Here is a 19,033-nt window from a genome sequence, read left to right as displayed (position 1 = left end):
CTTTCCCGTTGACTTCGGTGTCGTGGTGTTCGGTTGGTGCATGACCCCTGCCGGGGTCCTGTGGGTGGTGGCCGCGCCCGGTATCGGGCTACCGGCGGCCGTCGGTGATCGGTTCCCGCAGGTCGCGAGCGCGGCCGGAGAGGTCCGCGATCGTCTCGGGCGAGAGGGGCTCGGTGTGTCCGCCGACCGCGGCGAGCGCAGCGGTGCGGGCGACGCCTTCGAGCACCTGCGCGACACGGGCCGCCTCGCGGGCGGAGCCGGCCGCGCAGAAGGCGCCGAGACCTGCGACGAGGACGACGGAGGCGCCGTCGCCGCGGAGCGCCTCGACGAGCGCCGCCGGGTCGACGCGGGGCCCGGCGAGGACAGGCACCGTGCCGCCGAACTCGCGGGCGGACTGGGCGGTGACGCAGGGGATCTCCTGCCCGCGTGCCGCCCAGGCGGCCGCGTGGCCGGTCTCGAGGTGGACGAGGGCCATCGTGTCCGGGAGCTCGCGGAGCACCGTCGCGTAGAGCGCGACGTCGGCGGGGCGCGCGCCGCCCTCGCCGGGCGTCCCGGCCACGGGGATGCCGGCGAGGGTGAGGACCATCATCCGCTCGGGCGCGAGGTCGTCGTCCGCGTCCGCGGGTCGGGTGACGAAGAAATCCGCGTCGGGGACGCGCTCGCACAGCGTGGCCGAGACCAGGCCACGGCGGGACAGGTCGACCAGGAGGGATGCCACTCGCTCGCGGATGCGGGCGACGGCCACCTCGGTCTTCACCCCGCTCACGTAGCGCTCGTCCTTCGACGCCATTGCCGACTCCCTTGTCCTGCGCGGTCCGATTCACTCGGCCGGGTGACGGCCATGTGACCGTTCACATCGGAGACTATGCACCCAAGGCCGCGGTGATGTCAAACACGACGCGCCGAAGGGGTCAGAGTCGGGCGACCGCCGCCGTCGACGACCGGACGACGAGCTCCGGCGTGAGCATGGGAAGCGCTGCGGACCCCGCCTCGTCGAGCAGGATCTCGACGCACCGGCGGCCGAGTTCGGCGAAGTCCTGACGCACCGTCGTGAGCGGCGGCCAGAAGTGGCCCGCCTCGGGGATGTCGTCGAACCCGACGATGCTGATGTCGCGCGGACAGTCCAGGCCCTCGTCGCGCACGGCGTGCAGGAGCCCCAGCGCCATCTGGTCGTTGGAGGAGAAGATCGCCGTGAAGTCGCGGTATCGCAGCAACTCGCGCCCGGCGTAATAGCCGAAGTCGGCGGTCCAGTCCCCCAGGATCGGCGCGGTCGTGGCGATGTCCCACGCGCTGATCTCCTCGAGGAAGCCCGTCATGCGGGCCTCCGCCTCCATCCAGTCCTGCGGCCCCGCGAGGTGGTAGATCGAGCGATGGCCCAGTTCGATCAGGTGGCGTGTGGCCAATCGGGCGCCCGCGACCTGGTCGACGGCGACGGAGTGGCCCGCGTCGGGATCGGTGGACTGCAGCGTCACGAACGGCACGTCGACGGCGTGGGCGGCGATGGCCCGGATGACGCGCACCTGGGGCGCGATCACGACGAGGCCCTCGACGGACTGGGCCATGAGGTGCGAGATGCCGTCGGGGATGGACTGGGGGTCGCCGGGGTCGATGTTCGCCGTCGACACCCAGTAGCCCCGCGCCTGCGCGGCCGCTTCGATCGCGGCGATGGAGGAGGCCGGGCCGTACTGCGTCGCCGACGCCGCGAGCACGCCGATGGTCCGCGATCGGCTCGTCACCAGCGCACGGGCCGCGCGGTTCGGGCTGTACGAGAGGTCCCGCATCGCCGCCAGAACCCGGTCCCGCGTCTCCGGCCGGATGCTGGGGTGGTCGTTCAGGACGCGGGACACCGTCTGGTGCGAGACCTCCGCGAGGCGCGCGACATCGCGGATACTCGGTCTCCGGCCGGCGGCATCGTCGCTCATCGGGCCCCTCGCTGGATGTTCACGGTCACATCGATTCGACGCCATTATGCACGTCCCGACCTCCAGGGCACCCTACTCCCCTGTCGTGACGGGGCCTCGCGTGTGACAAGGCGGCCTGTCACATCGCACCCGCCGCCGCCTAAGCTGACCGCATGTCCGACCTCTCGCGCCACCTGCCCCTCAGCAACCGGGAGCGCACGGACGAGTCCGCGGTGACGGGCGACTGGAGAGTGGCGCTCGCCGACGTCGTCGTGCTCGCAGCGGGCCTCGCGCGATCTCAGGACGACGCCGACCGTTTCCTCGCCGAGGCCGCTCTGGGATCCTCCGCGGGGACACCGCTCCCCGAGGTGGCGGCGGAGATCCGCGGCGGCCGGCGCCGCCGCATCCGCTCCCTCGTCGACGCGACACGCGCCCTGCTCGTCCTCGCGGGCGATCGCCCGATCACGCTCCCGCCCACCCTGAGCGGGGCCGTCGCGCTGTATGCCGTCACACGCATGCCCTTCGAGCGGCGCGCCGCCGTCGCCGGGTCGACTCTCTCCGCGGACGACGCCGGGTGGGCGCTCGGGCGCGGTCCGGTGCGGACGGCGTCGGCCCGCGACATCCTCGACTTCGTCCTCGGCCTCAGCGACACGGTTCCCGGAACACCTCGCGGCCCCAAGCTGTAAGACTGGGGGGATGCCGGATTCCTCCACTCCTCGCGTCGCGGTCTACCTCGATTTCGACAACATCGTCATGAGTTGGTACGACCGGGTGCACGGTCGCAACAGCTACTCGCGGGACCGGCAGCGGATCGCCGCGGACCCCGACGAGAAAGAGATCGCCGACCGTCTCGCGGCGGCGATGATCGACGTCGGCGCGATCATGGACTACGCCGCCTCGTTCGGCACCCTCGTGCTCACCCGCGCCTACGCGGACTGGTCGTCGCCGGTGAACTCGCTCTACCGGCAGCAGCTCGTCGCCCGGGCGGTCGACCTCGTGCAGCTGTTTCCGGCGGCGGCGTACGCGAAGAACGGTGCCGACATCCGCCTCGCCGTCGACACCGTCGAGGACCTCTTCCGCCTCGAGGACCTCACCCACGTCGTCATCGTCGCCGGCGACAGCGACTACGTGCCGCTCGCGCAGCGGTGCAAGCGCCTCGGCCGCTATGTCGTCGCCGTCGGGGTCGCCGGCTCCACGGCCAAGTCGCTCGCCGCCGCGTGCGACCAGTTCGACGCGTACGACGCGCTCCCGGGTGTGACCCTCGCCCACCCCGAACCCGCACCCGAGGCCGCTCCCAGCGCGGGTCGGCGCCGACGCAAGACGGTCGACCCCGTCGAACAGCTCCTCTCCCGCGCACTGCGGCTCGAGCACGAGCGCACCGACGAGGAGTGGGTCCACCTCTCGGCCGTCAAGAACCTGCTCAAGCGCATGGACCCCTCCTTCAGCGAGAAGGCGCTCGGCCACCGCTCCTTCTCGGACTTCGTCAAGGACCACCCGAAGGTCGCCGAGCTCGACGAGACCACCAACATCGTCCGCGTCCGCCTCATCGACGCCGCCTGACCCGCCCGGGGCCGGTCGCGCGCCTCGCGCGGTAGGGTGTCCCCGTGGCTCGCCGGTCAACACCGCCCGGCTCGCAGTCCTCGCTGCGAGAAGCGAATCGTGCACGTCTGCTCGATTCGCTCAAGCGGCATGGGCGCCTGACGCAGATCGAGCTCGCGGGCGCGACCGGCCTCTCCCCCGCGACGGTGTCGAACATCGTCAAGGAGCTCACCGCGACGGGCGTCCTCCACACGTCCTTCACCTCGCGGAGCGGGCGGCGGGCGACCCTCGTCTCGCTCGCCCGCCAAGTCGGCCTCGTCGCCGGTGCGCACTTCTCCACCCGCAAGCTGCACGTCGCGATCGCGGATGCCACGCGGTCGGTCGTCGCGGAGACCTCGCTGCCGCTGGCTCCCGACCACCGGCACGACGCCGAGCTCGACCGGCTGAGCCTGCTCCTGGGCGACATGGTCGAAGGGCTCGGCGGCTCCCTCTCCGACCTCTTGGCCGTGGGCCTGGCGCTCCCGGCACCCGTCGATCCGCGCACCTCCGTCATCTCGACTCCGGGGCTGCTCCCGGGGTGGGACGGCGTCGACATCGCCCGCAGCCTGTCGGCCCGCATCGGCCGGCCCGTGCACGTCGACAGCGAGGCCAATCTCGGCGCGCTCGCCGAGGCGCGGGAGGGCGCTGCCCGCGGCGCCTCCTCCTCGGTCTACATCACCGTCGGGCACGCCATCAGCGCGGGACTGCTCGTCGACGGCGACCTCTTCCGCGGGGTGAGCGGCCGCACCGGCCAGATCGGCCACATGACGATCGACGAGAACGGTGCCCGCTGCCGCTGCGGCAACCGGGGCTGCCTCGAGACCGTGGCGGCCGGCCCGGCGCTGCTCGCGGGCTTCAGCGAAGCCGACGGCATCCATCGCCTCCGCGACCTCGTGACGGCGGCGGGCGACGGCGTCGCGGCGGCGCAGCGGACGATCGCGGATGCCGGGCGTCACATCGGCATCGCCGCGGCGAGCCTGTGCAACCTCATCGACCCCGAACGCATCGTCGTGGGCGGCGAGCTCGCGCGGGCAGGAGAGATCCTCCTCGCACCGCTGCGCCATTCGCTCGAGCGTTCCATCCTCGGCGGCGGAGTGCCCGAGATCGTGGCCTCCGACTTCGCGGAGTGGGCCGAGACCCGCGGGGCCATCGCGCTCGCGCTCGATCACGTCGCCGTCGACGCCGAACTGGTCGCGTTCCCCGCATGAGACGGCTCCTCGCCGCCCTCGTCGTCGTGGGTGCCACGGCCGCCGCACTCTCGGGATGCGCGCTCCCCGACACCGCGTCCGGCCGCACCACGATCGCCCTGCTCCTCCCCGACAAGAAGACCGCCCGCTACGAGACGTTCGACCGACCGGTGTTCGAGGAGCGCATCGCCGAATCGGGCGACGCGCAGGTGCTGTACACGAACGCGGATCAGGATGCCGCGCGGCAGCAGCAGCAGGCGGAGTCCGCGCTCGCGGCCGGTGCCGCCGTCCTCGTCCTCGACCCGGTCGACGGTCGCGCGGCGGCGTCGATCCTCGCGGCGGCGACCGCCGAGGGCGTGCCGGTCGTCTCTTACGACCGGATGATCGTCGGCGGCGGGAAGCCGGCGTACTACGTCTCCTTCGACAACGAGCGCGTCGGCGAGTTGCAGGCCGACGCCCTCGTGGCGGGCCTCGAGCGCGAGGGTCGCACGGACGGCGGCATCCTCATGGTCCACGGCTCACCGACCGACAGCAACGCCGCGCAGTTCCGCGCGGGCGCGCGCCGGGTCATCGCCGACGCGGGGCTCCGGATCCTCGCCGAGTACGACACTCCCGACTGGAGTCCCGACAAGGCGCAGGCCTGGGTGGCGGGGCAGATCGCCCAGTACGGCGACGAGATCGTCGCCGTGTACGCCGCCAACGACGGCACCGCGAGCGGCGCGATCGCGGCCCTCCGCGCCGCCGACGTCTCGCCCGTCCCGCTGGTGACCGGTCAGGACGCCGAGCTCACGGCGCTCCAGCGCATCGTCTCGGGCGACCAGTTCATGACCGTCTACAAAGCCCTGCGGACCCAGGCGACGATCGCCGCCGACGTCGCCCTGCAGCTCGCGAGCGGTGAGCGCCCGGCGGGCGACACGACCGTCGACGGCATCCCCGCGACCCTCCTCACCCCGGTCGCCGTCACCGTCGACGACATCGCCGACACCGTCGTCGCCGACGGGTTCTGGACCGTGCAGGACATCTGCACCCCCGCCTATGCCGAGGCCTGCGCTGCGGCGGGGCTGGAATGAGAGCACCCGCGTGAGCGTCTCCTCCCGTCGCACCGGCGACCACGTCCTCACGATGCGCGGCATCGACAAGCGCTTCGGCGCCGTGCGTGCGCTCAGCGGGGTGGACTTCCGCGTCCGCGAGGGCGAGGTGGTCGCCCTCGTCGGCGACAACGGCGCCGGCAAGTCGACGCTCGTGAAGGTCCTCGCCGGTGTGCACCCCGCCGATGCGGGCACGATCGAGCTCGACGGCGACGTCGTGCAGCTCTCCACCCCCGCCGACGCGCAGGACCTCGGGATCGCGACGGTGTTCCAGGACCTCGCCCTCTGCGAGAACCTCGACGTCGTCGCGAACCTGTGGCTCGGTCGTGAGCTCCTCGAACGCGGTCGCCTCGACGAGGTCGGCATGGAGGAGCGGACCTGGATGCTGCTGCGCGAGCTCGCCGCGAAGATCCCCTCCGTGCGGGTACCCGTCTCCACCCTGTCGGGGGGCCAACGGCAGACGGTCGCGATCGCGCGGTCGCTCATCGGCGAGCCGCGCATCGTCATCCTCGACGAACCGACCGCCGCCCTGGGTGTCGCCCAGACCGCGGAGGTGCTGAACCTGATCGAGCGCCTGCGCGACCGTGGTCACGGCGTGGTGCTCATCAGCCACAACCTGACCGACGTGCTCGCCGTCGCCGACCGCATCGTCGTGCTGCGCCTCGGGCGCAACAACGGCGAGTTCGACGCCGAGGAGGCCACGAGCGAGGTCCTCATCGCCGCGATCACGGGCGCCCTCGACGTCGCGAGGCCGGCGCCGCTCCCCGACGAGCCCCGCGCCCCCGTGATCCCGCTGTCCGGGGCGCGGCGCCGGACGGACGGCGACCGGTGAACCGCGACGCGGGGGTGATCGCCCTGACGCTCGCCCGGGTGCGGTCCGGCGACGTGGGGCGGATGCCGGTGGTCCTCGCCCTCGTCGTCATCGCGGTCGTGTTTCAGACGCTGAACCCGGTCTTCCTCACGAGCCGGCATCTCAGCGATCTGCTGATGCAGTGCGCGGCGATCGGCACGATCTCGCTGGGCATCGTGCTCGTGCTCCTCATCGGCGAGATCGACCTGTCGGTGGGTTCGATGTCGGGTGTGGCCGCCGCTATCCTCGCCGTGGGCGCGGTCCAACTGCAGTGGCCCCTCCCCCTCGCGATCGGTGCGGCGATCGCCGCGGGGTGCGTCGTGGGGGTCTGCTACGGGGTGCTCCGTACGAAGCTCGGCTTGCCGAGCTTCGTCGTCACGCTCGCGGGCCTGCTCGGTCTCCTCGGCGTCCAGCTCTGGGTGCTGGGCGACGCGGGGTCCATCAACCTTCCGTTCGATTCGTGGATCGTGCAGTTCGCCCAGCAGATGTACCTGCCGCACTGGCTGGCGTACCTCCTCGCCGTGGGGACCGCGCTCGCCTACACGGCGACCCTGCTGCGCCGCGCACGGCGCCGCGCCGCGGCGGAGCTCGAGAGCGAGCGGACGCTCACGATCGTCGTGCGCGGAGCGCTGCTGCTGATCGGTCTCGTCGGCGCGTCCTGGTATCTGGGACTCTCGCGCGGCGTCGGCGTCATGTTCGTGGTGTTCGTCGTCTTGGTCGTGGCCGCCCACCTCGCCCTCACCCGCACCCGGTGGGGGCGGTCGGTCTTCGCCGTGGGCGGATCGATCGAGGCCGCCCGACGCGCCGGCATCCGCGTCGACCGCGTCGTCGTCTCGGTGTTCGTGCTGTGCTCGGCCCTCGCCGCGACCGGCGGGGTGCTCGCGGCCGCGCGGCTCGCCGCCGCGAACCAGAGCACCGGAGCGGCCGACACGAACCTCAACGCGATCGCCGCCGCCATCATCGGCGGCGCGTCGCTCTTCGGCGGCCGCGGCTCGGCCTTCGCCGCGCTGCTCGGCGTCGTCGTCATCCAGGCGATCTCGGCGGGGCTGACGCTGGTGAACCTGAGCTCTGCCGTGCAGTTCATGGTCACCGGGGCGGTGCTGGTCTTCGCGGTCGCCCTCGACGCGGTGACACGTCGCTCGCGGCTCGGATCGGGCGCCGGATAGCGCGTCGCACGCACGGCACGGGGCGCGGTCGGTCCGCCGCCCATCGGGTCGTCGGCGGTGACGAAAGCGTTATGTTCACATCTTGACTTCATTTCGTGAACGCATCAAGATCATCGTCAAGCGCGATGCCGCGCTCGTTTGATTTCACTGTCGAAAGGCGAACGATGAAGAAGTCCCTGTCCGTCGCAGCAGTCCTGGGGGCCGCTGCACTCCTGCTCGCCGGCTGTTCGTCCGCGAGCACCCCGGCACCCGCGGGCTCGAGCGGCGGTGCCGAACCGGCCGAAGCCGGCCGTGCGTGCGTCATCCTCCCCGACGCGGCGTCCTCGCCCCGCTGGGAGAACTTCGACCGCAAGTACCTGGATGAGGGCCTCAAGGCCGCCGGCTTCGACGTCGACATCCAGAACGCGCAGGGCGACACCTCGAAGTACGCGACCATCGGCGACCAGCAGCTCACCCAGGGCTGCGGCGTGATGTTGCTCGTCGACTACAACGGCGCCGCCGTGGGTGTCGCCACGAAGGCGAAGTCCCAGGGCATCCCCGTCATCGCCTACGACCGCCCGTTCCAGGGCGCCGACTACTACGTGTCGTTCGACAACGTCGAGGTCGGCCGACTCGAGGGCCAGACCGTCCTGGACGGCCTGAAGGCGGCCGGCAAGGACCCGAAGACGGCCGCCGTCTACTACATGGGCGGCGACCCCACCGACGGCAACGCGGCGATGTTCAAGAAGGGCGCCGTCGAGGTCATGGAAGCAGCCGGCATCAAGCCGGTCGCGGAGCCCCCGGGAGTCTGGGACGGCGCGAAGACGCAGACCAACTTCGAGCAGGCGCTCACCGCCAACGGCGGCAAGGTCGACGGCGTCTGGGCCGCCAACGACACCAACGCGGACGGCGTCATCAAGGTGCTCCAGGACCGCGACCTCACGGGTGTCGCCGTCTCGGGTCAGGACGCGAACGTCGAGGGCCTGCGCAACATCCTCACCGGGTGGCAGACCGCCACGGTCTACAAGCCGGTCAAGGATGAGGCCGAGGCCGCGATCAAGGTCGCGACCGACCTCCTCCAGGGATCGACGCCGAGCGCCGACCAGAAGCTCGAGGACGGCACGCCGTACATCGCAGTGACGCCGCAGCTCGTCGGGCCCGACAAGGTCAAGGACGTCGTCGCCGCCGGTGACGCCTCGGCCTCGGACGTCTGCTCCGGCGAGATCGCCGGCGTCAGCCTCGCCGACAAGTGCGCCGAGTTCGGCGTCGAGTGATCTGACGAGGGTGGGGATGCCGCGACCCGCGGCATCCCCACCCTCCCTGTCTGCGCGACACCCCGACCTCTCAGGAGAACCCGCATGAGCGAACCCATCATCGAACTCCGGCGCGTGACGAAGTCCTTCGGCCCGGTCAGCGTCCTCAAGGGCGTCGACCTCACGGTCCGACCGGGCATGGTCACCGCCCTCGTCGGCGACAACGGCGCCGGCAAATCCACCCTCATCAAGGGCCTCGCCGGTGTGCAGCCCTACGACACCGGCGAGATCCTCGTCGACGGTCAGGAGCAGTCGCTCCGGACCCCGCGTGAAGCCGGTGCGCTGGGCATCGAGGTCGTCTACCAGGACCTCGCGCTCTGCGACAACCTCGACATCGTCCAGAACATGTTCCTCGGCCGCGAGGAGGTCATCGGCGGGACGTTCGACGAGGGCCGAATGGAGAAGGAGGCCTCCGACACCCTCCGCTCCCTCTCGGTGCGCACCGTCAAGAGCGTGCGGCAGAAGGTGTCGAGCCTGTCCGGCGGTCAGCGGCAGACCGTCGCGATCGCCCGCGCCGTGCTGAAGAAGGCGCGGGTGGTCATCCTCGACGAACCCACGGCCGCCCTCGGCGTCGCGCAGACCGAACAGGTCCTGAACCTCGTCCGCCGCCTCGCCGACCAGGGTGTCGCGGTGGTCCTCATCAGCCACAACCTGGCCGACGTCTTCGCGGTCGCCGACGACATCGCGGTCCTCTACCTCGGCCAGATGGTCGCGCAGGTCGCGACCACCGAGACCACCCGCGACGACATCGTCGGCTACATCACCGGAACCAAGGTCCCCCCGGGCGTGCAGCTCGTCGGGACGTCCACGATCCCCGTCGGAGGCGACGCATGAGCACCAGCACCCGGACCGCGGCGGCACCCGACCCCGTCGTGAGCGACCTCATCGGCAGCGGCGTCGAAGGCGGCGTCGGCGACCAGGTACGCGCCTGGCTGCAGCGGGTGCGCGGCGGCGAGATGGGCGCGCTCCCCGCCGTCGGCGGCCTCGTCCTCCTCGTCATCCTCTTCAGCATCCTCAGCCGGTTCTTCTTCACCCCGGTGAACTTCGCGAACCTCATGAGCCAGGCGGCATCCCTCGTCGTCCTCGGCATGGCGCTCGTGTTCGTGCTGCTGCTCGGCGAGATCGACCTGTCGGCCGGTGTCACCGGCGGCGTGGGCATCGCGTCCTTCGTCGTCCTCAACGTCAAACTCGACATCCCCTGGCCGATCGCGCTGGGGCTCGGCCTGCTCATCGGCCTGGCCACGGGAGCCCTGATCGGCTTCCTGGTGGCGAGGATCGGCATCCCGTCCTTCGTCGTCACGCTCGGCCTGTTCCTCGGGTATCAGGGCCTCGCCCTCCTCATCATCGGTGCGGGCGGTCTCTACCCGATCGAGGCTCCCGAGCTGCTGGCCCTGCAGAACGGCCGGCTCCCGGTCTGGGGCGGCTGGGTCATGCTCGGCGTCATGGTGCTCGTCTCGGGCGGACTGTCGTTCTGGGACCGGCGCCGCCGGACCCGGGCGGGCGTCCCCAACCGGCCGATCGCGCTCGTGTGGGCCAAGCTCGCGGTGCTCCTGATCCTCGGCGGAGCCGCGGTGTTCGTCCTGAACCTCAACCGGTCGCAGTCGATCATCCCCATCGAGGGGGTGCCGATCATCGTGCCGGTCGTCCTCACGATCCTGTTCATCGGCACGTTCGTGCTCGACCGCACCACGTTCGGACGGTACGTCTACGCGATCGGCGGCAACGCCGAGGCCGCGCGTCGCGCCGGCATCAAGGTCCGCTGGGTGAAGTGGTGGTGCTTCGTGATCGCCTCGGGCCTATCGGTCGTCTCGCTGCTGTTCAACCAGACGCGTGTCGGCTCGGTCGACGGCGCGGTCGGACGCGACATCGTCCTCTCGGGTGTCGCGGCGGCCGTCGTCGGCGGTGTGAGCCTGTTCGGTGGCCGCGGACGGCTGATCCACGCGGCGATCGGCGCGCTCGTCATCGCGATCATCATCAACGGGCTCGGCCTGCTGCAGATGGATGCCGGCTTCAACCTGCTGGTCACGGGCGGCGTCCTGATCCTCGCCGCCACCGTCGATGCGCTGTCGCGTCTGCGGACCGGAGGCGTCCGCACCTGACGCCTCCCCCGTACGAAGGAGGCCCCCGTCCGCGCGGACGGGGGCCTCTCTCGTCTCAGTGGCGCGCGGACCCCTCACCCCGCGTCGACCACAGCGCCCAGGCGACGAGGACGGGCTGGAACAGCAGCCGTGCCCAGCGCGCCTTGTCGCTGTCGAGGCGGAACCCGTCGCGCTTCCCCAGGGCCTGACCGATGTTGCCGGGGAAGATCGCGACGAAGAACGCCGCGAGGATCGCCCCGACGCGGCGCCGCTCCTTCGGGAGCGCGACGAGAGCCGCGCCCAGCATCATCTCGACGGCACCCGAGGCGACGACGACGCCGTCCTTGTCGATCGGCAGCACCTCGGTGACGAGGTCCGGCACCTGCGCCTGGAACTCCTTCCGAGCCCAGAACAGGTGGCTGAGGCCGGCGAACACCATGGCGCCGGCGAGTACCCAGCGTGCGAGAGTCTTCATCGTTTGAGTATCCCCCGGGTGAGGGATGCCGCGGCCCGGCGATACGCTCGACGGGTGACCTCCGCCGCGCCGTTCCCGTTCGCGCGCCTGTCCCGTCTCCCGGATCTCGAGGCCCCGGGGCTCGTCGCCGCCGACGCCGCCGACCGGCTGATCCTCGACGAGTCCGCCGACGCGCGCGCCGCCGCGGCCGCCGGGGAGATCGCGGTCATCGGCGACGCCTACGGCGCCCTGGCCCTCGGTGCGGCATGGGACGGGGGCACCGGCATCCGCGTCCACCAGGACGCCCTCGTGGGCGAACGCGCACTCGCCCGCAACGCCGCGGCGCTGGGCCTCGCCGGGCGGGTTTCGTCGCGCCCGTTGAGCGCGGAGCTCGTCTCGGGGGCGCGGGTCGTGCTGCTGCGCCTGCCGCGGTCCCTCGATGCGCTGGACGACATCGCCGCGCTCATCGCCGCCCACGCCCACCCGGACGTCGTCGTCTGGGCGGGCGGACGCCTGAAGCACATGAGCCTCGCGATGAACGAGGTCCTCGCCCGGTCCTTCGACCGGCTCGACGTGACGCCGGCGCGCCAGAAGTCGCGCGTGCTGGTCGCCCGCGGGCCGCACGACGGCCACGACCCCGTGCCGGCGGACGGCGGCGCCGACGGCCTCGCCCTCCGCGCGTTCGGCGGCGCGTTCGCGGGCGCGCGGCTCGACATCGGCACGCGGCTGCTGCTTGCGCACCTGCCGCAGGACCCGGCCGGCGGCAGCGCCTCCGACCCGCTCATCGACTTCGCGTGCGGCACGGGCGCCGTCGCCGCTCATTTCGCCCTCGCTCACCCCGGGCGGCACGTCTACGCGTCTGATCAGTCCGCCGCCGCGGTCGCCTCGGCGCGCGCGACGGCCGCGGCGAACGGCGTGGACGACCGCGTCGAGGTGGCGCGCGACGACCTGCTGCAGGCACGGGCGGATGCCTCGGCATCCTTCATCGCGCTGAACCCGCCCTTCCACAGCGGGGCCGCCGTGACCGACCGCCTCGCACCGCGGATGTTCGCCGACGCGGCGCGCGTCCTGCGGCCCGGCGGCGAGCTCTGGTGCGTCTGGAACTCCGGACTGCGCTACCGCAGCGCGCTCGAGCGGATCGTCGGTCCCACGCGGCAGGCGGCGCGCGACGCGAAGTTCACCGTGACGGTCTCGACGCGGCGCTGACCCACGGGATCACCGTCCGCCCGGCGGGCCGACGATGAGCAGCACGACGTAGAGCGCGACGACGGCGACGACGATCAGCGCCACGAGGACGCCGGCGTGGCGCAAGAACCACCGCAGCAGCCGGTCGATCGGCCGCCGGTCACGCGGATCGGCGGTCGCCTCGAGCCGCCAGTGCCCGTCGAGGCGCCCCGTTCGGCGCAGCCACATCTCCATCGGCAGGGTGGCGTAGGGGACGATCGCCGATCCCACCGCGAGCAGCGCCACGCCGAGGTGCCACCGATTGTTGAGGGCGACCAGGATGGCCGTCGCCCCGTAGGAGAGGAAGACGAACCCGTGGATGCCGCCGCCGATCGTGACGGCGACGGCCGGACCGCCGACCGCGCGGATGATGAGGCCGGCGATCAGCAGGGTCCAGGAGAACAGCTCGGCGATGGCGAGCACGCGATACAGGGAGGCAGGGGTGCGGAACACGCCTTCAGCCTAGCTGAAGGATCCCGCACCACCTGTGCGCGCGCTGTGACGGCTCGGCACGGTGACCACTCAGCGGCGCGTCGACCAGAGCGCCCACGCGACCAGGAGCGGCTGCAGGAACAGGCGAGCGAACCTCTTGGCGTCGGAGTCCAGCCCCGGCACGTCGCGTCCGGTGCGCCAATGGTGCACGTTGCCGGGGAAGACCGCGACGAACAGAGCGGCGACCGCGACGCCCACGCGCCGGCGCTCGCGCGGGAGCACGAGGAGCGCAACGCCGAGCAGCGACTCGACGACACCCGACACGACGACGATGGTGTCCTTGTCGGTGCGCAGCAGCCGAGTCGCCCAGTCCGGCACCGCGATGCGGAACCCGCGGCGGAGGACGGTGAGGTGACCGACGCCGGCGGCGACGAGGAGAGCGGCCAGCGCCGAGCGCGCCGCCGTGCGGAGCGGGTCCCGCGGTGCCGCGCGCGTCATTCGACGACGCCGGCGCGGATGCCGTCGAGCGACTCCGCGACCCTCGGATGCGCCTGTGCCAGCGCGCGGTCGAGGGCGGCGAGGCGTTCCTGCGCGTCCTGCAGGACCTTCGCGCCGCGGGGCGTCACGCTCAGGTCGCTGGCCGCGCCGGCCTGGGCTGTCGCGTCCGCCACGAGGCCGTCGTCGACGAGGGCGTGCACGGCGGCGTGCGCGGACTGGACGGTGATGCGGGAGCGGCGTGCGAGCTCCGAGAAGGAGATGCCGGGCTCGGCGCCGATGTGCCCGAGCAGACCGAACTTGCGGGTCGAGATGCCGAGGTCGCGCAGCTCCGCGGCGAGCTGCGCCTCCCACGAGGCGGAGACGGCGAGCAACGCGATCACCGGGCTGAAACGCGGAGCGTCCTCGGTCGGGGTATCTGCCACGCGAGCAGTCTATGAGTCAAGGGAGCGGCCGTCCGTGATTGGCGTGGCCGGGAGCGGTCCCGGCTGCCAATACAATCAGCGCTATGATGCGCGCGAACGCCCATCCCACCGCAGCCCTGGCCGCTGCGGCGATGGCGTTCGCCCTGGTGACTCCGGCAGCCCCGGTGGCGCAGGCATCCGCCGCGGCGCCGACCCCGGATCACCACCGGACGCATCTCAGCGTCTCGGCGACCCTGGCCGAGCTGGCCTCCCTCGATCGCGCCGGCGTGAGGGCGCTGCTGGACCGCACGCCCGGGCTCATCGCGACGCTGCTCACGCAGACCTCCGCTGCCGACGCCGCGATCTGGTGGGCCGAAATGGATGCCGCGCGCCGCGACGACCTCATCCGCACGGTGCCCGTGCTCGTCGGCTCGCTCGACGGCATCGACGCCGCCGACCGTGTCCGCGCCAACCGGTACGCGGCGCGGGCGCGCCTCGCGCGAGTCGACGAGCGGTTGCAGCAGGTGAGTCGCCGGGGCGCGGAGGGCGACGCGGCGCTGCTGGGCGACCTGCTGCTCGAGCGCCGGTACCTCACGAAGGTCGTTGCCGGGCAGGTGCGCCTCTACCTCTACTCCCCCGAGCGCGGCGCGATGATCGAGATGGCGGGCGATCCGTCGACCGCTGCCGGCATCCTGCTCGTCGTCCCGGGGACGAACGCGTCGGTGCGCAGCTTCATGGTGGACGACCCGGTCACCTCGTTCGCCGACTGGCAGGTCGCCAACGCCGACCCGGGCGCCCCCGTCGTGGCCTTCACGGTGCTCGCCGCCCCCATGCCGCAGATCTCCCTGAATCTCGCGTCGGGCCCGCAGAACAACACGATCGCCACGGCCGCGGGTGCGGACTACGCTCGCATCGTGAAGGGAATCGAGGTCGCTCTCCCCGGGCTCCCGACGCTCAGCTACGAGCACAGCGCCGGGTCGCAGGTCGGCAGTTCGGCCGAGATGCACGGTGCCCGTTTCGACGTGCGGTTCCTCGCCGGCGGCGTGGGGGCCACCGACGGCTACCGCCCGGTCTTCGGAACGACCTACTACGCGGCGCAGGCCGCGGAGGACGTCAACCGGTACTACGCGGGCTTCCAGGTGGGCGACATCGGCTACGGCGTCGGCCCTGAGGAGATCCCCGGGGTCATCGTGCTGGACCCCGGGTACACCGAGGAGCAGGCGACGGGCTCGGTCGGCGCGATGCTCATGCAGGGACTCGATCTGCACAACCGACTGTTCAGCGGCGACGGTCAGAGGAACGGAACCGTCCTCAAGGACGTGCGCCTGCTCCTGGCCTCGCTGGCCCGCGGAAGCAGCGGCTGATGCGCGCCCGGTCCGGCGCAGCGACGGTGCTGCTCGTGACCTTCCTCACCGGTCTCACCGCCTGCTCCGCGGGAGCGGGGCCGTCGTACGCGGACGTGCGCGCCCAGGCCGAGGACGCGGTCGCCGAGATCGTCGCCGTCCTCCCCGACGGCGCCGAGTTCGTCCCCGACGGCGGGGCGAGCGCGCAGTCGTGCGATTCGGAGGTCAGCCCGGGCGGCCCGTCGACGGGCGAGTTCGCGACGATCCACGGCGCCGTCGCGCTGCCGGAGGGGACGGATGCCGCCGCGACCGTCACGGAGCTCCCCGTCGCCCTCGGCGACGGCTGGGCGCTCGAACCGGCCGGCGTCGACCTCGACATCGCGACCGTGCGGCTCAGTCGGGCCGAGACGAACGTGTCGGTCGACGTCACGGAGTCGACGGTGCAGGGGCGCCCCGGACTCGACCTGCTCGCCGTGTCGGAGTGCGGCAGCGAGGGCTGACGCCGCTCAGGCGGGCGGCGGCGCCGTGGACCGCCCCGGTCCGCTCGCGGTCCCCTCGTGTACCGCTTGACGCGGCGGTGCGCAACCCCGGTACGACTTGCTCGACCCGCTCGCACAGTGGCGCTCCCAGGACAGGAGTCCTCGAGCAAGGGAGCAACTATGTCAGTCGGATATGGACCCACGGGTACCGGTGGCGCCGACGCCGGGTCGGGGAAGACCGAGACCGTGAAGGATGAGGCATCCGCCGTCACCGGCACCGCGACCGACGCGGCGAAGGATGTCGCACACACCGCCAAGGATGAGGCGGCGTCCGTGGCGGGCGAGGCGAAGTCGCAACTGAAGGACCTCTACGCGCAGAGCCGCACCGAGTTCTCGGACCAGGCGGCGCAGCAGCAGGAGCGAGTCGCGAGCGGGCTGAAGGCCGCAGGCGAGGAGCTCGGATCGATGGCCCGCAACGCGGAAGGCGGCGGCATCGCCACCGACCTCGTGCAGCAGGTCTCCGACCGCCTCACCGGCGCGGCTGCGTGGTTGGGTGACCGTGACCCCGCCGCCCTCCTCGACGAGGTGAAGCGGTTCGCGCGGCGCCGTCCCCTCGTCTTCATCGCCGGCGCGGCCGTCGTGGGGATCGTCGCCGGGCGACTCGTCCGGGCGATGGCGTCCCACGACGACAGCGGCCCGTCGACCTCGCGCACGGCGCTTGCACCCGCCCCGGCAGCGGCGGCGGTCCCGGCATCCGCGCCCGCCACACCCGTCGACGGACGGGACCCGGCCTACATCGACCCGATCGCGGCCGACACGACCGGTGAACTGCCGCCGTCGGACACGCCGCTCTACGACGAGTCAGCCGGCTTCCGCGGCGGCGCAGACGAGAGGGTCACGGATGAGCGACGCGACACCTTCTGAGCGCAAGGCCGCGTCGACCTCGCTCGGCGACCTGCTCGGCGAGGTGACACGCGATCTGTCGACGCTGATGCGGCAGGAGATCGCGCTCGCGAAGGCGGAGCTGAAGCAGTCGGCCACGACCTCCGCCAAGGGCGCCGGGCTTCTCGGCGGTGCCGGGTACGCGGCATCCATGGTCGTCCTCTTCCTGTCCCTCGCCTTGTGGGCCGCCCTCGCGACCCTCGTCGGGTGGGGCTGGTCGGGCGTGATCGTGGCGGTCCTGTGGGCGATCATCGCGGCGATCCTGTACGTGGTCGGCCGCAAGCAACTGAAAGAGGTGCAGGGCGCTCCGCAGACCGTCGAGACCCTGCAGGAGATCCCAGAGACATTCAAGAGAAACGAGGAGAACCGATGAGCGATTCACCTGACGCGATCCGCGCCGACATCGAGCGCACCCGCGCCGAACTCGGAACCGACGTCGACGCACTGGCTGACAAGGTCAACCCGTCGAAGATCGTCGACCGCCAGACGAGCAAGATCAAGGGCGCGGTCGGCTCCGTCCGCGACCGGATCATGGGCGCCGCCGACGACGCCGGCTCGTCCGCGCACAACCTCGCCGGGTCCGCGCACGGCGTCGCCCACGACGTGAAGGCCAAGGCGGAGGGCAATCCGCTCGCCGTCGGCCTGATCGCCTTCGGCGCGGGGCTGCTCGCCGCATCCCTCATCCCCGCCTCGGCGAAGGAGAAGGAGCTCGCCGAGACGGCCAAGGAGCAGGCGCAGCCGCTCGTCGACGAGCTCGGGGAGGTGGCGAAGGATGCCGCCAGCCACCTGAAGGAGCCGGCTCAGGATGCCGCGACCGCCGTCAAGGAGCGTGCCCAGGAGGCCGTGCAGACGGTGAAGGACGAGGGTTCCGACGCCGCCGGGACCGTGACCGACCGCGCCCAGGAGGCGCGGAGCAACATCAGCGAGCACTGAGAGGAGACATCATGAGCGATCCCATCGCGGACAAGCCGAGTCAAGCCGAGGGCGACATCGGCGACGACGACATCACGAAGGACGAGCAGGAGTCCGACGAACAGGACGACTGACTGCACGGGCCACCGCGCAGCGAACGACGAAGGCCCCCGGCATCCGCTCCTGCGAGCAGTGCCGGGGGCCTTCGTCAATGACTCAGAAGTCCCAGTCGTCGTCCTCGGTCGCGACGGCCTTGCCGATGACGTACGACGATCCCGACCCACTGAAGAAGTCGTGGTTCTCGTCGGCGTTCGGCGAAAGGGCCGACAGGATCGCCGGGTTCACGTTGGTGACCGTGGCGGGGAACATCGCCTCGTAGCCGAGGTTCATGAGCGCCTTGTTGGCGTTGTAGTGCAGGAATTTCTTGACGTCCTCGGTCTGGCCGATGCCGTCGTAGAGGTCCTGCGTGTACTGCACCTCGTTGTCGTAGAGCTCGTAGAGCAGCGAGAACGTGTAGTCCTTGAGCTCGTCGCGCTCGGCCTGGCCGAGGGTCTCGAGTCCGCGCTGGAACTTGTAGCCGATGTAGTAGCCGTGCACGGCCTCGTCGCGGATGATGAGGCGGATGATGTCGGCCGTGTTCGTCAGCTTCGCCTTCGACGACCAGTACAGCGGCAGGTAGAACCCCGAGTAGAAGAGGAAGGACTCGAGCAGGGTCGAGGCGACCTTGCGCTTGAGCGGCTCGTCGCCACGGTAGTAGTCCATGACGATGCGGGCCTTCTTCTGAAGGTTCTCGTTCTCGACGGACCAGCGGAACGCGTCGTCGATCTCGGGCGTCGAGGCGAGCGTCGAGAAGATCGACGAGTAGCTCTTCGCGTGCACCGACTCCATGAACGCGATGTTCGTGTAGACGGCCTCCTCGTGCGGGGTGATCGCGTCGGGGATCAGCGAGACGGCGCCGACGGTGCCCTGGATCGTGTCGAGCAGCGTCAGGCCGGTGAACACGCGCATCGTGGTCTGCTGCTCCTCGGGGGTGAGCGTCGCCCACGACTGGATGTCGTTGGACAGCGGCACCTTCTCGGGCAGCCAGAAGTTGTTCACGAGGCGGTTCCACACCTCGAGGTCCTTGTCGTCCTGGATGCGGTTCCAGTTGATCGCCTGGACCGAGCCGAGGAGCTTCAGGGGTTCGGGGGTCATGTCTTCTTCCTCTA

At 71.5% G+C, this 19,033-nt stretch carries 22 protein-coding genes; 15 read left to right on the top strand and 7 right to left on the bottom strand.

The window, feature by feature from the left end; translation table 11 throughout:
* Positions 1-88: 88 nt before the first annotated feature.
* Together ACPEH2_RS02395 and ACPEH2_RS02390 are read right to left on the bottom strand one after the other, a co-directional pair.
* Positions 89-790, bottom strand: coding sequence for a class II aldolase/adducin family protein (locus ACPEH2_RS02395; protein ID WP_423718175.1), 702 nt, complete (start codon positions 788-790; stop codon positions 89-91).
* Positions 791-911: 121 nt separating this feature from the next.
* On the bottom strand, positions 912-1,922 hold the full coding sequence (locus ACPEH2_RS02390) for a LacI family DNA-binding transcriptional regulator (protein WP_217530499.1): 1,011 nt from the start codon (positions 1,920-1,922) through the stop codon (positions 912-914).
* A gap of 152 nt (positions 1,923-2,074) precedes the next feature.
* Here ACPEH2_RS02390 and ACPEH2_RS02385 point away from each other — a divergent pair, with 152 nt between their 5' ends.
* The 9 genes from ACPEH2_RS02385 to ACPEH2_RS02345 all read left to right on the top strand — a co-directional run bounded on the left by ACPEH2_RS02385 (position 2,075) and on the right by ACPEH2_RS02345 (position 11,161).
* Positions 2,075-2,587 (top strand): hypothetical protein, encoded by a 513-nt coding sequence (locus ACPEH2_RS02385; RefSeq protein WP_423718173.1) that lies wholly within the window; start codon positions 2,075-2,077, stop codon positions 2,585-2,587.
* A 10-nt stretch (positions 2,588-2,597) separates the two neighbouring features.
* Positions 2,598-3,461, top strand: a complete 864-nt coding sequence (locus ACPEH2_RS02380; RefSeq protein ID WP_423718171.1) for an NYN domain-containing protein — start codon at positions 2,598-2,600, stop codon at positions 3,459-3,461.
* A 44-nt stretch (positions 3,462-3,505) separates the two neighbouring features.
* The gene (locus ACPEH2_RS02375; RefSeq protein ID WP_217530505.1) at positions 3,506-4,687 is read left to right on the top strand and encodes an ROK family transcriptional regulator; all 1,182 of its coding nucleotides are present in this window, start codon (positions 3,506-3,508) and stop codon (positions 4,685-4,687) included.
* Complete coding sequence (locus ACPEH2_RS02370) at positions 4,684-5,736, top strand: substrate-binding domain-containing protein (RefSeq protein ID WP_359917144.1); 1,053 nt, start codon at positions 4,684-4,686, stop codon at positions 5,734-5,736. Before ACPEH2_RS02375 ends, ACPEH2_RS02370 begins: the two co-directional genes overlap by 4 nt.
* A gap of 10 nt (positions 5,737-5,746) precedes the next feature.
* Positions 5,747-6,586: an ATP-binding cassette domain-containing protein gene (locus tag ACPEH2_RS02365; RefSeq protein ID WP_253035891.1), complete on the top strand. Its 840-nt coding sequence runs from the start codon at positions 5,747-5,749 to the stop codon at positions 6,584-6,586.
* Positions 6,583-7,770 (top strand): ABC transporter permease subunit, encoded by a 1,188-nt coding sequence (locus tag ACPEH2_RS02360; protein ID WP_217530511.1) that lies wholly within the window; start codon positions 6,583-6,585, stop codon positions 7,768-7,770. Before ACPEH2_RS02365 ends, ACPEH2_RS02360 begins: the two co-directional genes overlap by 4 nt.
* Before the next feature lie 164 nt (positions 7,771-7,934).
* Positions 7,935-9,023, top strand: a complete 1,089-nt coding sequence (locus ACPEH2_RS02355) for a sugar ABC transporter substrate-binding protein (RefSeq protein ID WP_423718169.1) — start codon at positions 7,935-7,937, stop codon at positions 9,021-9,023.
* Positions 9,024-9,107: 84 nt separating this feature from the next.
* A complete protein-coding gene (locus ACPEH2_RS02350) occupies positions 9,108-9,896 on the top strand; it encodes an ATP-binding cassette domain-containing protein (protein ID WP_217530515.1) in 789 nt (262 codons plus the stop codon).
* A complete protein-coding gene (locus ACPEH2_RS02345) occupies positions 9,893-11,161 on the top strand; it encodes a sugar ABC transporter permease (protein ID WP_423718168.1) in 1,269 nt (422 codons plus the stop codon). The genes ACPEH2_RS02350 and ACPEH2_RS02345 overlap by 4 nt, the downstream gene beginning before the upstream one ends.
* 55 nt (positions 11,162-11,216) lie before the next feature.
* Here the strand turns inward: ACPEH2_RS02345 and ACPEH2_RS02340 are convergent, their stop codons facing one another.
* Positions 11,217-11,615 (bottom strand): DoxX family protein, encoded by a 399-nt coding sequence (locus tag ACPEH2_RS02340; RefSeq protein ID WP_423718167.1) that lies wholly within the window; start codon positions 11,613-11,615, stop codon positions 11,217-11,219.
* A 54-nt stretch (positions 11,616-11,669) separates the two neighbouring features.
* Here ACPEH2_RS02340 and ACPEH2_RS02335 point away from each other — a divergent pair, with 54 nt between their 5' ends.
* Positions 11,670-12,800 carry a class I SAM-dependent methyltransferase gene (locus ACPEH2_RS02335; protein WP_423718166.1) on the top strand — a complete coding sequence of 377 codons (1,131 nt, stop codon included), beginning with the start codon at positions 11,670-11,672 and terminating at the stop codon, positions 12,798-12,800.
* A 9-nt stretch (positions 12,801-12,809) separates the two neighbouring features.
* On the opposite strand, the gene ACPEH2_RS02330 is transcribed toward ACPEH2_RS02335, so the two are convergent.
* From ACPEH2_RS02330 to ACPEH2_RS02320, 3 genes are all read right to left on the bottom strand, one after another.
* Positions 12,810-13,271 (bottom strand): DUF3817 domain-containing protein, encoded by a 462-nt coding sequence (locus ACPEH2_RS02330; protein WP_217530523.1) that lies wholly within the window; start codon positions 13,269-13,271, stop codon positions 12,810-12,812.
* Positions 13,272-13,340: 69 nt separating this feature from the next.
* On the bottom strand, positions 13,341-13,748 hold the full coding sequence (locus tag ACPEH2_RS02325; protein ID WP_423718165.1) for a DoxX family protein: 408 nt from the start codon (positions 13,746-13,748) through the stop codon (positions 13,341-13,343).
* Positions 13,745-14,170: a MarR family winged helix-turn-helix transcriptional regulator gene (locus ACPEH2_RS02320; RefSeq protein ID WP_082886071.1), complete on the bottom strand. Its 426-nt coding sequence runs from the start codon at positions 14,168-14,170 to the stop codon at positions 13,745-13,747. The genes ACPEH2_RS02325 and ACPEH2_RS02320 overlap by 4 nt, the downstream gene beginning before the upstream one ends.
* Positions 14,171-14,253: 83 nt before the next feature.
* On the opposite strand from ACPEH2_RS02320, the gene ACPEH2_RS02315 reads away from it, so the two are divergent.
* The 5 genes from ACPEH2_RS02315 to ACPEH2_RS02295 all read left to right on the top strand — a co-directional run bounded on the left by ACPEH2_RS02315 (position 14,254) and on the right by ACPEH2_RS02295 (position 17,846).
* Entirely contained in the window at positions 14,254-15,513 is a 1,260-nt protein-coding gene (locus ACPEH2_RS02315; RefSeq protein ID WP_423718164.1) for a hypothetical protein, read from the top strand.
* Positions 15,513-15,992 (top strand): hypothetical protein, encoded by a 480-nt coding sequence (locus ACPEH2_RS02310; protein ID WP_366213326.1) that lies wholly within the window; start codon positions 15,513-15,515, stop codon positions 15,990-15,992. Before ACPEH2_RS02315 ends, ACPEH2_RS02310 begins: the two co-directional genes overlap by 1 nt.
* Before the next feature lie 159 nt (positions 15,993-16,151).
* Positions 16,152-16,895, top strand: coding sequence for a hypothetical protein (locus ACPEH2_RS02305; RefSeq protein WP_366213332.1), 744 nt, complete (start codon positions 16,152-16,154; stop codon positions 16,893-16,895).
* The gene (locus tag ACPEH2_RS02300; RefSeq protein WP_217530533.1) at positions 16,873-17,286 is read left to right on the top strand and encodes a phage holin family protein; all 414 of its coding nucleotides are present in this window, start codon (positions 16,873-16,875) and stop codon (positions 17,284-17,286) included. Before ACPEH2_RS02305 ends, ACPEH2_RS02300 begins: the two co-directional genes overlap by 23 nt.
* On the top strand, positions 17,283-17,846 hold the full coding sequence (locus tag ACPEH2_RS02295) for a DUF3618 domain-containing protein (RefSeq protein WP_423718163.1): 564 nt from the start codon (positions 17,283-17,285) through the stop codon (positions 17,844-17,846). Before ACPEH2_RS02300 ends, ACPEH2_RS02295 begins: the two co-directional genes overlap by 4 nt.
* Positions 17,847-18,041: 195 nt before the next feature.
* Here ACPEH2_RS02295 and nrdF read toward each other — a convergent pair whose 3' ends face one another.
* Positions 18,042-19,019, bottom strand: a complete 978-nt coding sequence (nrdF, locus tag ACPEH2_RS02290; protein WP_064001665.1) for a class 1b ribonucleoside-diphosphate reductase subunit beta — start codon at positions 19,017-19,019, stop codon at positions 18,042-18,044.
* Positions 19,020-19,033 lie beyond the last annotated feature (14 nt).

The organism is Microbacterium sp. NPDC064942 (genome assembly GCF_049545525.1).
GTDB lineage: Bacteria > Actinomycetota > Actinomycetes > Actinomycetales > Microbacteriaceae > Microbacterium > Microbacterium gawkjiense.
The sequence above is the reverse complement of the archived record's forward strand: the minus strand, read 5'-3'. Positions and strand labels throughout refer to the sequence as shown.